We start from the raw sequence: 12,882 nt of genomic DNA, 5'->3' as shown, positions 1-12,882 counted from the left end.
ATAGGAAATGAACCTTGCCGATAGAAGGAGAAGTCATGTTCTCCGTCACCACAAGCACCAGCCCTGCCGCACGACGGCGGGCGGCGCTCGCAGACCCCGGCTACCAGGCGTTCGTGATCCTCCGTACCGGATTCACGGTGGCGCCGATCCTCTTCGGGCTGGACAAGTTCGCCAACCGGCTGACGGACTGGCCCGCCTACCTCGCGCCGTGGATCGACGACATCGTCCCCGGCAGCGCCCAGCAGGCCATGTACGCGGTCGGCGTGATCGAGATCGTCGCCGGCCTCGCCGTGGCGCTGGCTCCCCGCTTCGGGGGCTGGCTCGTGGCCGGCTGGCTGGCCGGCATCATCGTCAACCTGCTGACCATTCCCGGGTACTACGACGTCGCACTGCGCGACTTCGGGCTTCTCCTCGGAGCGGTCGCCCTCGCCCGGCTCGCCCAGCGCTACCACGTCCAGCGGCACTGACCCGTCCGGTCCGGTGGCGCCACCCCCGTCCGCCCTGCCGCCGTTCCGCCGGAACCGATCGTCAACGGCGGCGGACGTCCGCGCCGGCGGTACGCGGAACCGCCGGCTCAGCGTCCGCCCAGGACCGTGGCGTACGCCGTCTCCCTGACCTCCCGGTCCGGGTGCCCCCGCAGCGCGAGGACGGCGGCGCGGCAGGGCTCCGGCCAGTCCAGGCGGGTGCCGAGGACCGAGGCGAGCGCGACGGCGAGGAGGCCTTCCACGAGACCGCCGGCGTCACCCAGGACACGCACCGCGGCCAGTACGGCGCCGGGGCCGGGAAGCGGCGTGCCGTACCGGTGCGTCTCCTCCACGTCCTCGGCCACCCGGGCCGCGAGGACCGGGCGTTCCTCGATCGCGGCGGCCAGCGCGCGCAGCGAGAGCAGCAGGTCCCGCTCGCTCGCCTCCAGGTCGATGGCCCGTACGAGGAGGGCGGTGCGGGTGGCGGCGACGGCCGGCTCGGCCGCCAGCTGCCGGGCCAGGGCCGCGCACATCCGGTGGTCGTGGATCGACGAGCCGAGCAGGGAGTGCAGACGACGGCGGGCCGGCAGGTCCCGGCCGCGTCCGCCGCCCTCGGGCTCCCCGGCCGCGACGAGCGCCAGAAGCCGGTCCACGACCCCGTGCAGAAGGCTGCCGGGCGCCGCGCCGCCGATCGGGTGGGGCAGTTCGGACCGGGCGAGTTCCGTCAGTCCGTAGCCCGCCCGATCGGCGTTCCACGGCGAGGCGAGGTCCGTGCAGACATCCGCGAGCGCCGCGCCGGCCGCCGGGGTGTACCGCGCCCAGTCACGGAGGGCGAACAGGGCACCCTCCGCCGCCTGTTCCTCGGGTACGGAGGCGATCCGGGCGACGAGTTCCCCGTACCGCGACCGGTGCGGCGGGGCCAGGTCCGCCGGATTCACCTCCAGGAGTACGCGCCGGGCGTCCGCGGGCCCGTCGGCGGCCGTCGCCTCCAGCAGGGCCCACATCTCCCGGTCCGGCAGCAGCGTCGGCGCCAGGCCGACGACGGTGGCTTGCACGTCCGGGTGGATGCCCGGGGTACGGGCCACGGTGGACAGCAGTGCGGTGGCGGCGCCCCTGGGCAGATGGCGGGCGGCGAGCCGGGCGGCCGCCTTCCGCACCGTGACCTTCACCCCGGTCTCGCGGGTCAGGACGTCACGGAGCAGGGCGGCGACCCGGCTGGGCCGGGCATGGGCGGCGGCGCGCGTGGCGGCGGACCAGGCCGCCCCGGCCTGCTCGTCGCCCGCGTGGTCGAGCAGGGCGCCGAGGGCCGCGGCCGGGTCGTCGGTGTGGGCGGCCGCGTCCAGGGCCGCCGCCAGCAGAGGAGGCTCGACACGCGCGGCCGCGGTCGGCTCCATGGCTGTGTACTGCCGGAGCAGAGACCTTCCGTAGGTCGGCACCGGGGCCACCGTACGGAGCAGCGCGGCCCGTTCGTCGAGACCCCGGCCGTCATCGGCGACCACGGCCGCCGCCAGCCGGACCGCGGCCTCCTGCTGCCGGGGCAGCCACCGGTCGGCGTACCGGAAGGGCGGCAGTGGCCGGGGAGCGCCGGCCGCGGGGAACCGCCCGTCCGGGAGCGGGGTCTCGGGCAGGGCGCGATCCAGCAGGTCGGTGCGTTCCGCGGCGAGTACGGCGAGCACCTGGGGCACGAACGCGGCGGACGGCTCCCGGGCCAGCAACTCGGCCGCGCGGTCCCCCCGGGTCGCCCGATCGGTCAGCCAGGCCGCCGCGACCTCGCCGAACACCCCGTCCGGGCAGATGCGCAGGGCCTGTGCGAGTCGGTCCTGGAGTTCCGGGATCCGGTGCGCGCGGCGTCCGGCGGATGCGACCAGGGTGAGCAGGGGCGTGACGTCGCCACGGGCGGCGGCGCGGTCCAGCCATGGCCCGAGTACGCCGAGCAGGATCCCGGCCCCGCTGCCGCGCATGAGGGGACCCAGGCGACCGAGTTCCAGCGTTCCGGTGTGGGCGGTGAGCGCTTCCACGAGGCGTACGGCAGTCCGCGCGGCGGCGGTCGCGGGGGCGTCGGCGGGCGCGTCTGTGGCGGCGGTACCGGGGGCGTCTGCGGGCGCGTCTGTGGCGGCGGAACCGGAGGCGCCGACAGCCGCTTCCCCCGCGGCGGTACCGGTGTCGTCGGCAGGCGCCTCCGTGGCGGCGGCGAGCAGGTTCACCGCCAGCGTCCGGATCGTGTCACGGGTCCCGTACGAGCAGTCGCGGGCGCCCAGGGCGTCCCGACACAGCCGCTCCAGGGCGTCGGCCCCGGTGCCGCCGGCGGGCGTCCCGGCCCCGAGGGCTGCCGCGAGCAGGGGTGCCGACAGTTCGGCGCAGGCGGACAGGGCTTCCTCGCGTACGGGGTCGCGCTCGTGGGCGAGCCGCCCGGCGGCCAGTGCGAGCACCTCCGCGACCTGCTCCGGATCACCGGCGTGGCCGGCGTTGACGACGAGCTGGTACCAGAGGACACCGCGCTCCTCGGCGTCATCGGTACGGAGGCCCGCCAGCAGTCGGGGACGGGCCTCGGAAGGCGGGAGCAGGGCCAGGAGACCCCAGACGTCCCAGCACGCATGGCGTTCGCCGCGGATCTCCTCGATCGCGGCCCGGGCCCGGGCGTGCCGCTCGGTGGTCGGCAGCAGGGCCAGCACCCCTTGGTGGGCGCGCACGTTCTTGTGCGGATCCCCGGCCTCGACGACGGCGTCCACGAATCCGGCCCGGCGCGCCGGTGGCACCGACCGCAGCAGGACACGGAAGGCTTCCCGGTGGAACCACCGGGCCCCCAGCCTGGGCAGGGACGGCGGATCTGCCGCCACCAGGCGCCGCATGACCGCACGCCCGGGCGTCCGTTCCCACCGCTCGGCCATCCGGCGGGGATCGGCGAACCAGCGCGCGACGCGCTCGGCGTCGACCGCGACGAGCTCGCCGAGCCTGTCGGACACCGGACCGGGCAGGTTGTCGGGGCCGTACCGCTCAAGGAGGCCGAGCACCCGCTCCGGCGCGGCCGGCAGGGCGGCGGCGATCCCGGCGGCGTGCCGCTTCCACCAGAGACCGCGCAACCGCTCAGGGATGCCGGCGAGTTCACGCTCGGCGTGGTCGAGGACGGCGACGGGATGCCGGACGGCCAGCGTGCTCCAGTCCTCGAACGCGAGGGCCCCGGCGACTTCGGGCAGCAGCCGAGCGGTGAACTCCGTCGAGCACCCTGGCAGCAGAAGGGCCGCGTCCCGGTCGCCGTACTCGGTGCGCACCCGGAGCACCAGCCGCTCGGCGAGGCCGGACCGGCTCCCGTCACGCAGCAGTCGCGCGAGGTCGGCGCGGACCACGGCGGGTGCGTCGTCGTACGCGGCTTTGACGGCGGAGTCCGCGACGGGCAGCCGCCGCGCCCCGCGCAGCGCGTACCGACGGACCACGGGGTCGGGATCGCCGAGCCGGGCGATCAGGTGCTCCGCGTCCCCGGCGGCCAGGGCCGCGAGCGCGGCGAGGCGGCGCTCGTAGGGGCCCCGGGCGTCCAGGGCGGTGAGCAGAGGACGCAGGCCGCCCCGGGAGGCGAGCCGGTGTGCGGTGACGGCGGTGAACCGGAGCCGGGCGGCGTGCGGCAGGGGTTCGAGGGCGGCGAGCAGCTGGTCGGCAGTGGAGATCATCGCGGGCATTGTGCGCGAGGGCGCGATCCCGCCTCCACCGATTATCGGATCGACCGCGCGGAGGAAGGCCGAGTACGGGAACTCAGGGGGTGCTCCTCGCCGTCGATGTCCGTCGCACCCGGACGGCGACCGCGACGGCCAGCGAGGTCCCGAGGACCGCCCACGTGACCGGGTGGGCCCACACGGCGGTGTCCAGTTGCCGCGCGAGGACGAGGACACCCATGACGATGACCAACCAGCCGAACGCCGTGCGCAGCGCGTCCTGCGGGATGCGCCCCGCGAGCCGTCCGCCCACGAGACTGCCGACCACGGCCGCCGCGGTCACGGTGAGGGCCAGACCCCACTCGATCCCGACGCCCGAGAGGTGCCCCGCGAGCCCTGCGAAGGAGTTCATCGCGATGACGAGGAGCGAGGTGCCGACCGCGACGCCCATCGGGAGCCCGGCGAGCAGAGCGAGCGCCGGGACGACGAGGAAACCGCCGCCCGAGCCGACCAGGCCCGTCACCGCGCCGACGGCCAGACCGTCCACCGCGATGCGCTTCAGGGGGAGCGGCCCGCGCGCCTTCTCCGGGTCGCGCCGGGGCTTGCGGAGCATCGCGACCGCCGTGGCCAGCATCATCAGGGCGAAGGCGACGAGCAGGGCCGTGCTGGGGAGGTGCTCGGCGAGCCGCCCGCCGCCGTACGCGCCGGCCATGCTGAACCCGCCGAAGAGCAGCCCGGTCCGCCATCGGACCCGACCGGCGCGCGCGTGGGGGACCAGCGCGGCGAGGCTGGTGACGCCGACCACGAACAACGAGGTCGCGATCGCCTCCTTGGCGTCGAGGCCGGCCAGGTAGACCAGGATCGGCACCGTCAGGATCGAGCCGCCGCCCCCGAGGGCGCCGAGGCTGACGCCCACGAGCAGGGAGGCGGCGACGACCAGGGCGGTCACGACGTGCTCCGCAGCTCCGCGATCACCGTGCGGATGTCGGGGCGCGGCCCCCGGTTGTACGGCAGCTTGGACAGCAGCACGCCCATCGCGCAGGAGTTGCTGAGAGCCGCGTACGTCAGGCCGGCCCCGACGGCGGTGCCGATCAGGTGGGCGCCCGGAACGAACACCCCGAGGAGTCCGGTGGTCAGGACGATCGAGCCGGCCACCAGCCGGACCTGGCGCTCCATGTCCCACCGCTCGGGACCGCGTTCGACGGGCGCGCCGGCGGTCTCCCAGGCGACGATGCCGCCCTCCAGGACGCGGAGGTTCGGCAGGCCGGCCTCGGCGAGGGCCTTCTCGGCCTGCGTGGCGCGCTGCCCGGAGCGGCAGACGAGGACGACGTCCTCGTCGAGGTGGCTCAGGAGCTCGGCGCGGTGCTCGCGGAGGGTGTCGAGCGGCACGTTGTACGAGCCGGGGATGTGCGCCGTACGGAACTCACCCGGCGTGCGCACGTCGAGGAGACGCGGGGCTTGCCCTTCCTGGACGAGCCGGTGCAGCACGGCGGGAGTGAGGGAGGGGGCGGGGGCGGGGGTGGTGCTCATGGGATTCCACTTCGAGTCGGTCGGGCGTGCCGGATATACCCAGGGGGGTATGAAAAGGGGTGTCAGGGACCCAGGTCCGGATTTCTTTTCTGGGGGAGAGGGGCTCTCGGCTAGGCCGTGGCCGATTCCGTCAGCGCCCAGGCGGCGTATCCGCCGAGGATGTCGGAGACGTCCTCGAAGCCGCGCTGTCGCAGCAGGCTCGCGGCGATGGACGAACGGTGGCCGCCGGCGCAGTGCACGACCAGGGGCCGGTCGGCGGGCAACTCGTGGGCTCGGTCGGGGAGTTCGCTGAGCGGTATGTGCAGGGCGGACTCGATGAAGCCGTTCGCGCGGCGCTCGCCGCAGGTGCGCACGTCCACGACGACCGGCGGCCGCTCGGCCGCGAGGGCGGTGCGCAGGTGGGCGGCGGTGACCCGGCTCGCGGGGGAGACCTCGCCGGCCAGCTCCTCCAGGGCGTCCTCGGGGTTGCGCAGGTAGCCGGCGACCCGGTCGAAGCCGATCCGGGCGAGGCGGGTGACGACCTCCTCCTCCCGGTTCTGCGGTGCCATGACGACCAGTTCGGCGGCCGGGTGGAGGACCGTGCCGGCCTGCTCGGCGAAGCGGCCGTCGGCGGGCACGTTCACCGCGCCGCGCAGATGCCCCGCCGCGAACTCCTGCGGGTCGCGGGCGTCCACCACGATCGCGTCACCGGCCCGCAGCTCGGTGAACTCGGCGAGCGTCAGCGGACGCGGGGCGGAGGCGTCGTAGCGGGCCCGGTCCTTGCGGTTGAGTTCGGCGTCGTACGCGAAGTAGCCGGGCGCGGCCGGCTGGCCCGCGGTGACGAGTGCGACGAACTCGTCGCGGCCCATCGGGGCGCAGGCGTAGTTGGTGGCCCGCTGCTCGCCGATCGTCGACTGCTTCTCCGTCGACAGGTTCTTGCCACAGGCCGATCCGGCACCGTGCGCGGGGAAGACCCGCACCTCGTCCGGCAGCCCCATGAGCTTGTTCTGCACGCTGTCGTGGAGCATCGCCCCGAGTTCCTCGGCGGTCACGCCCACCGAGGCGAGCAGATCGGGTCGGCCGACGTCGCCGATGAACAGCGCGTCGCCGGTCAGGACGCCGTACGGCACCTCGTCCTCGGCCCGCTCGTACACGAGGACGCTGATCGACTCCGGTGTGTGGCCGGGGGTCTCCAGGATCTCCAGTGCCACGTCGCCGAGGGAGATCCGCTCGCCCTCGGCGAGGGTGCGGATCGGGTACTCGGTCTCGGCGCGCCGGCCGTAACCGATCCAGGCGCCCGTCTCGTCGGCCATCTCCAGATGGCCGGCGACGAAGTCCGCGTGGAAGTGGGTGTTGATCACGCCGACGACCGTGAATCCGTGGGCGGCGGCGTCGGCGAGGTATTCCGAGACGTCCCGGCGGGGGTCGACGACCACCGCCTGCCCGGAGCGCTCGTCGGCGATCATGTACGACGCCTGGGAGAGACAGTCGAGGTAGTACTGGGCGAAGAACACGGCAGCCCCTTCACGCATCGGGGGATCCCGCGCTGGGCGATACCCCCATGGGTATTTTCGTACTCGACCGTAAACAAGGTGCCGCAGCGAAGTCAAATACCCCCCTGGGTATTCATGGCGATGTCCATGGATACCCAGGGGGGTGTATGTCCTGGTGGGGCGACCCGCGCGCGAGGCGGCCGGCCGGCGGGGAGGCGGAGCCGGCCGCGCACCGGTGGAAAACACCCCCGTCGGGCTTCGGGCGGAGACGGCGGGCCGTCGTCTCACCAGGGAATCGGCCCGTCCTCGGCCAGAAGGGCGCCCGTCGGGCCGTCCTCGCCCACGGTCGCCAGGTCGACCGCGACGGCCGCGCCCTCCTCCGGCGTGCGTACCCCGCTGTGGCGGTTGAGGTCGGTCGCGCAGTAGCCGGGACTCACCGCGTTGACCAGGATCCCTTCGGCGCGCAGTTCATTGGCGTAGAGCACGGTGATCGCGTTCAGCGCGCTCTTCGAGGTGCAGTAGGGGAGGAGTATCGAGGTGTAGGCGGACCAGGGGCTGGCCGGGTCGGCCTGGTGGGTGACGGAGCCGAGTTCGCTGGACATGTTGACGATGCGCGCGGCGGCGGAGCGGCGCAGCAGGGGGAGCATGGCGTGGGTCACCGCGACGACGCCGAACACGTTGGTCTCGTAGACCTGCCGGACGGTGGCGGCGGGGGTCTCACTCGGCTTCTGCGGTGCGGCGGCGATCGCGGCGTTGTTGACGAGGATGTCGAGGCGGCCGAACGTGGCGTCGATGTGCTTGGCGGCGGCCTGGACCGACATCTCGTCCGTGACGTCCAGCGGGAGGAACCGTACGTCGGCGCCGTCGGCGCGAAGCTCCTCAGCCGCGGCCTCGCCGCGCTCGGCGTCGCGTGCGCCGATCAGCACGGTGATGCCGAGGGCCGCGAGCCTGCGCGCCGTTTCCTTGCCGATGCCCTTGTTCGCGCCGGTGATCAGAGCGGTCTTCTGTGAAGTGGTCATGGCGTTCAGCCTCCCCTCACCCGCGGGTGGCAGGGAAAGACCGGATGACTCTGGATCTATAGTCCACGGGTATGAGTGAGCTAGAGGTGCGGGAGCTGCGGTACTTCATCGCGGTCGCCGAGGAACTGAACTTCAGCCGGGCCGCGCTACGCCTGGGGATGGCGCAGCCCCCGCTGTCGAAGGCGATCGCTCAGATGGAGTCCCGGCTCGGGGTGCGCCTCCTTGAGCGCACCACCCGGCAGGTGAGGCTGACCGACTCCGGTCAGGTGCTGCTCGACCAGGCCCGGATCGCGGTCGACGCGGTGCACGCGGCGGCCCGGCGCGCACGCCGGGCCGGGCAGCCGACACCCCAGCTCGTCGTGGCGGTGAAGCCGGGAGGCGATGCCGGGCTGCTGCGGGAGATCCTCGCCGCCTACCGGGGAACGGGGCCGCATCTGCCGCCGCCCGAAGTCGTCGTCGGCGGCAGCGGAGAGCCGATCGCCATGCTGCGGGACGGCCGTGCCGATGTGGCGCTGCTGCGCAGCCCGTTCGACGGTCAGGGGCTGGATTCCCAGACGCTCGTGGTCGAGCCGCGCCTGGCCGTTCTCCCCGCGTCGCACCCCCTGGCCGGTCGTCGGCGCCTGCGGCCGGCCGACCTCAAGGGCGAGCCGATCCCACGCTGGAAAGGTGCGGCCCCCTCCCACACCGCCTACTACACAGGATGCGACGGAGCGGAAGCCGACGACGGCCACACGGACTTGGTGCCGGCCGACGCTCCCGAGGGGCCGATCGTGGCCAGTGTGGAGCAACTCCTGGAGGTGGTCGCGCTGGGCCAGGCGGTGGCGTTCCTGGCACTCTCCACCACCGAGCGGCACCAGCGTCCGGACATCGCCTACCGGCCGGTCACCGGACTCAGCCCCAGCGAGGTCGTGGTCGCCTGGCCGGAGACCTCGCGATCCGCAGCCGTCGCCGCCTTCGTCCGAGCCGCCCACGACGTCGCCGCCCACCACCCCGACCACATGACAGCACTGGCCCACTGACCGGGGTCCGGGCCACCCCGACCACAGGACCGCACTGGCCCGCTGACCGGGGTCCGGGCCACCCCGACCACAGGACCGCACTGGCCCGCTGACCGGGGTCCGGGCCACCCCGACCACACGACCGCACTGGCCCACCGACCGCGGTCCCGACCGGCGCGGCGCAGACCGACCGCTACCGCCGGAACCCGGAGGGATCCTCCCCGGAGGCCGACTGGACCGGCTTCGCCCCGGGGCCCACGCCCAGGACGCGGTCGAGGTAGGGATTGGCGAAGACGCCGGTGGGGTCGAGGGTGTCGCGCAGGGCGGTGAAGTCGTCGAAGTGCGGGTACCGCGGGCGCAGGCGCTCCGCGTCGAGGCCGTGCATCTTGCCCCAGTGCGGGCGTCCCCCGTACGCGCCGAGGATCGACTCGCACGCCTCGAAGTACGGGGCGTAGGGCATGCGGTGGTACTGGTGGAAGGCGATGTAGCAGGTGTCGCGGCCGTTCGCCGTGGAGAGCCAGATGTCGTCGCGGGCGGCGAAGCGGACCTCCAGCGGGAACGACACCTTCGCGTCGTGCGTGTCGATCCACCGCTTGATCTCCCGCAGCGCGTCGACGGCGTGCTCCCGGGGGATGGCGAACTCTCCCTCATGAAAGCGCACGTCCCGCGGTGAGGCGAAGATCCGGTACGAGAGGTCCGACCACTCGCGGGTGGACATCGCGCGCGCCGCGAACCGGGTGATCGGGGGGATGAGCCCGGGGTAGCGGGTGCCGAGCCGGTTGAGTCCCTCGAAGCCGAGACCGCTGACGGTCTCGTCCAGTCGGCGCGCGACGGCGCCGATGGGCTTGAGCGGGACGTCGGCCGGCTGCCGCCGGAAGCGGCGGGTGAGGGTCGTCGTGCTGTGCGGGAACCAGAAGAACTCGAAGTGGTCGTTGGTGTCGGCGAGTTCGTGGATCCGGTCGAGGGTCTCCGCGACGGGCAGGGCGGCGTCGTGGGCGTGCAGGGCGAACAGCGGCACGCAGCGCAAGGTCACCGCGGTGATGACACCGAGCGCGCCGAGACCGACCCGGGCGGCGGCGAAGAGCTCCGGCCGCTCGTCGGGCGAACAGGTGACCAAGGACCCGTCGGCGAGGACGAGTTCGAGCGCGCGCACCTGGGTGGCGATGCCTCCGAAGCGGGTTCCGGAGCCGTGCGTGCCGGTCGAGATGGCCCCGGACACCGTCTGGCGGTCGATGTCGCCGAGGATCTCCATGGCCAGGCCGTGCTCGGCGAGCAGCGGATTCAGCCGCCACAGCGGCATCCCGGCGTCGACCGTGACGAGGCCGGTGTCCCGGTCCACCGACCGGAGCCCCGCCATACGGTCCAGGCGCAGCTGGACGCCCGGGGCGACGGCGACCGGGCTGAAGGAGTGACCCGCGCCGATCGCCTTCACCCGATGGCCGTCCGCGGCCGCGCGCCGGACGGCGTCGGCCACCTCGGTGGCGTCCGCCGGATGCAGGACGCGCACGGGACGCGCCTGCTCGTTGCCCGCCCAGTTGCGCCACACGCTGGTCATGACCGGAGTCCTCTCGGGGTGGATCGACAGCGGCCGCGCCCGGTCCGGGCGGCGGTTCCCGGAAGAGTGGACTTGGTCAACCGTCCAAGTCAAGAGTCGGGGACGCTTGACTTGGACGGTTGACCAAGGGACGGTTGCGGGGCCGAGCAGGTCTGGAGAAAGGCCACAGGGTCATGGCACAGCAGCCGTACGTCACCGGAACGACGCCCGCTCCGCACCGCCTCGGGAGTCCGCCGCCACCAGCCGGCTCCCCGAGCCCTTCCGGCTCCCTGAGTCCCTCCGGTTCCCCGGGCTCGGCCGGGCTCTCGGGCCTCGCCGGGCTCCCGAGCCTCCAGGAAGCGACCGCTGCCCTCCAGCCGCCGTTCGCCGTCGTCGACCTCGGTGCCCTGCGGGCCAACGCCACGCAGATGACCCGGCGCGCCGGCGGCAAGCCGATCCGGCTCGCCAGCAAGTCCCTCCGCTGCCGCGCCCTCATCGGCGACACCCTCCGCCTCCCCGGTTTCTCCGGCATCCTCGCCTTCACGCTCCCCGAGGCGCTCTGGCTCGCCGAGGACCACCACGACGTCCTCGTCGGCTACCCCTCCGCCGACACGGACGCGCTCGGCCGCCTGGGAGGCGACGAGCAGCTCGCCGCCCGCGTCACCGTCATGATCGACTCCGTCGAGCACCTCGACCTCGTGGCCGACGCCATCGGCCCGACCGGCCCCCCGGTCCGCGTCTGCCTCGACCTCGACGCCTCGCTGCGCCTGGCCGGCGGACGCCTCCACCTCGGTATGCGCCGCTCGCCCCTGCACACACCGCGCCAGGCCCGGGAGCTGGCCCTGGCCGTCGCCGCCCGACCGCGTCTCCGGCTCGTCGGCCTCATGTCGTACGAAGGGCAGATCGCCGGTATCGGCGACAACCAGCCCGGCTCGCGGGCCGGCCGCACCGCCATCCGGTTCATGCAGAAGCTCTCCACCCGCGAACTGCGCGAACGACGCGCCGCCGCCATCCGCGCCGTCCAGTCCGTGACCCCTCTGGAGTTCGTCAACGGCGGAGGCACCGGCAGCCTGGAGAACACCTCCGCCGAACCGGCCGTCACCGAACTCGGCGCCGGGTCCGGCCTCTACGCCCCGACCCTCTTCGACCACTACCGCGGCTTCCGCCCGCACCCCGCCGCCCACTTCGTCCTGTCCGTCGTACGCCGTCCCGGCCCGCGCCACGTCACCGTCCTCGGCGGCGGGTGGATCGCCTCCGGCGCCCCCGGCGCCGACCGACTGCCCGTGCCCGTGTGGCCGACCGGCCTGCGACTCCTCTCCCAGGAGGGCGCGGGCGAAGTCCAGACGCCCCTCACCGGCGACGGAGTGGCGGGCCTGCGGACGGGCGACCGCGTCTGGTTCCGGCACGCCAAAGCGGGCGAACTGTGCGAACGCGTCAACGAGCTCCATCTCGTCGACGGCGACCGGATCGTCGACGTCGTACCGACCTACCGGGGCGAGGGCCGGGCCTTCCTGTGACCGGCCGCTCGCGGGGCCGCCCTGATCGCGGCCCGGCGGAGCCGCTGGGATACGTTGATCCGGTTCACCGCCCCACCCCGTCGATGGAGACGCCATGACCCGCCGCTCAGCCGACGAGCGCCGTGAGCAGCTGGTCGAGGCGGCCATCCGCGTGATGATCCGCGACGGGGTCGCCAAGACCACGACCCGCGCCGTCGTCAGCGAGGCGGGACTTCCCCTCGGAGCCTTCCACTACTGCTTCCGCTCCAAGGAGGAGCTCCTCCACAGCGTGATCGAACGCATCACCCTGAGGAGCGTCGCCCCCGCCACCGCGTCGCCGGCGGAAGGCTCGACGCGCGACATCATCTTCCACACCCTGCACACCTACTGGGACCAGGTCCGCGAGCGGCCCGCCGAGCACATGGTCACCTACGAGCTCACCCAGTACGCCCTGCGCCAGCCCGGCCTGGCCGACGTCGCCCGCCGCCAGTACCAGCACTACCTCAAGGTCTACAGCGACCACCTCGAAGCCATCGCCGACCTCGCGGGCTTCGGCTGGACCGTGCCGCTCCCGGCCCTGGCGCGCTACGGCCTGAGCGTCATGGACGGGCTGACCCTGAACTGGCTGATCGACCGCGACGACGTCCAGGCCCAGGCGGCCCTGGACGAGTACGCCGAACACCTCAGCACCGTGGCCGCGCCCCGGACCCCCGCCCGGTAGGCGA

The 12,882-nt window shown here is 73.7% G+C and carries 10 protein-coding genes; 4 read left to right on the top strand and 6 right to left on the bottom strand.

From position 1 onward, the window contains the following. The first annotated feature begins 35 nt into the window (after positions 1-35). Positions 36-467 carry a hypothetical protein gene (locus AB5J54_RS02445; protein ID WP_369142184.1) on the top strand — a complete coding sequence of 144 codons (432 nt, stop codon included), beginning with the start codon at positions 36-38 and terminating at the stop codon, positions 465-467. A gap of 107 nt (positions 468-574) precedes the next feature. Here the strand turns inward: AB5J54_RS02445 and AB5J54_RS02440 are convergent, their stop codons facing one another. From AB5J54_RS02440 to AB5J54_RS02420, 5 genes are all read right to left on the bottom strand, one after another. After that, on the bottom strand, positions 575-4,126 hold the full coding sequence (locus AB5J54_RS02440; RefSeq protein ID WP_369142183.1) for a hypothetical protein: 3,552 nt from the start codon (positions 4,124-4,126) through the stop codon (positions 575-577). Between the two features lie 82 nt (positions 4,127-4,208). Further along, positions 4,209-5,057 (bottom strand): sulfite exporter TauE/SafE family protein, encoded by an 849-nt coding sequence (locus tag AB5J54_RS02435; protein ID WP_369142182.1) that lies wholly within the window; start codon positions 5,055-5,057, stop codon positions 4,209-4,211. Continuing rightward, positions 5,054-5,638: a rhodanese-like domain-containing protein gene (locus AB5J54_RS02430; protein ID WP_369142181.1), complete on the bottom strand. Its 585-nt coding sequence runs from the start codon at positions 5,636-5,638 to the stop codon at positions 5,054-5,056. The genes AB5J54_RS02435 and AB5J54_RS02430 overlap by 4 nt, the downstream gene beginning before the upstream one ends. Before the next feature lie 110 nt (positions 5,639-5,748). Continuing rightward, positions 5,749-7,131, bottom strand: a complete 1,383-nt coding sequence (locus AB5J54_RS02425) for a rhodanese-like domain-containing protein (protein ID WP_369149192.1) — start codon at positions 7,129-7,131, stop codon at positions 5,749-5,751. Between the two features lie 263 nt (positions 7,132-7,394). Then, positions 7,395-8,129 carry an SDR family oxidoreductase gene (locus AB5J54_RS02420; RefSeq protein ID WP_369142180.1) on the bottom strand — a complete coding sequence of 245 codons (735 nt, stop codon included), beginning with the start codon at positions 8,127-8,129 and terminating at the stop codon, positions 7,395-7,397. Positions 8,130-8,200: 71 nt separating this feature from the next. Between AB5J54_RS02420 and AB5J54_RS02415 the strand changes: the two genes are divergently transcribed. After that, a complete protein-coding gene (locus AB5J54_RS02415) occupies positions 8,201-9,148 on the top strand; it encodes a LysR family transcriptional regulator (protein ID WP_369142179.1) in 948 nt (315 codons plus the stop codon). A gap of 172 nt (positions 9,149-9,320) precedes the next feature. Here the strand turns inward: AB5J54_RS02415 and AB5J54_RS02410 are convergent, their stop codons facing one another. Next, positions 9,321-10,682, bottom strand: a complete 1,362-nt coding sequence (locus AB5J54_RS02410; protein ID WP_369142178.1) for a D-arabinono-1,4-lactone oxidase — start codon at positions 10,680-10,682, stop codon at positions 9,321-9,323. Positions 10,683-10,855: 173 nt separating this feature from the next. Between AB5J54_RS02410 and AB5J54_RS02405 the strand changes: the two genes are divergently transcribed. Together AB5J54_RS02405 and AB5J54_RS02400 are read left to right on the top strand one after the other, a co-directional pair. Next, positions 10,856-12,178 carry an amino acid deaminase/aldolase gene (locus tag AB5J54_RS02405; protein WP_369142177.1) on the top strand — a complete coding sequence of 441 codons (1,323 nt, stop codon included), beginning with the start codon at positions 10,856-10,858 and terminating at the stop codon, positions 12,176-12,178. Positions 12,179-12,272: 94 nt separating this feature from the next. After that, complete coding sequence (locus tag AB5J54_RS02400; protein WP_369142176.1) at positions 12,273-12,878, top strand: TetR/AcrR family transcriptional regulator; 606 nt, start codon at positions 12,273-12,275, stop codon at positions 12,876-12,878. Positions 12,879-12,882: the final 4 nt, after the last annotated feature.

The sequence above is a fragment of the Streptomyces sp. R44 genome (assembly GCF_041053105.1).
Lineage (GTDB): Bacteria > Actinomycetota > Actinomycetes > Streptomycetales > Streptomycetaceae > Streptomyces.
Note: the sequence above shows the minus strand (reverse complement) of the source record. Positions and strands in the feature narration are given on the sequence as shown.

What these genes read in the sequence shown, in the direction of transcription:
- AB5J54_RS02445 (WP_369142184.1), top strand. Translation starts at nt 36, where the DNA reads ATGTTCTCCGTCACCACAAGCACCAGCCCTGCCGCACGACGGCGGGCG.
- AB5J54_RS02440 (WP_369142183.1), bottom strand. Translation starts at nt 4,126, where the DNA reads ATGATCTCCACTGCCGACCAGCTGCTCGCCGCCCTCGAACCCCTGCCG.
- AB5J54_RS02430 (WP_369142181.1), bottom strand. Translation starts at nt 5,638, where the DNA reads ATGAGCACCACCCCCGCCCCCGCCCCCTCCCTCACTCCCGCCGTGCTG.
- AB5J54_RS02420 (WP_369142180.1), bottom strand. Translation starts at nt 8,129, where the DNA reads ATGACCACTTCACAGAAGACCGCTCTGATCACCGGCGCGAACAAGGGC.
- AB5J54_RS02415 (WP_369142179.1), top strand. Translation starts at nt 8,201, where the DNA reads ATGAGTGAGCTAGAGGTGCGGGAGCTGCGGTACTTCATCGCGGTCGCC.
- AB5J54_RS02410 (WP_369142178.1), bottom strand. Translation starts at nt 10,682, where the DNA reads ATGACCAGCGTGTGGCGCAACTGGGCGGGCAACGAGCAGGCGCGTCCC.
- AB5J54_RS02405 (WP_369142177.1), top strand. Translation starts at nt 10,856, where the DNA reads ATGGCACAGCAGCCGTACGTCACCGGAACGACGCCCGCTCCGCACCGC.
- AB5J54_RS02400 (WP_369142176.1), top strand. Translation starts at nt 12,273, where the DNA reads ATGACCCGCCGCTCAGCCGACGAGCGCCGTGAGCAGCTGGTCGAGGCG.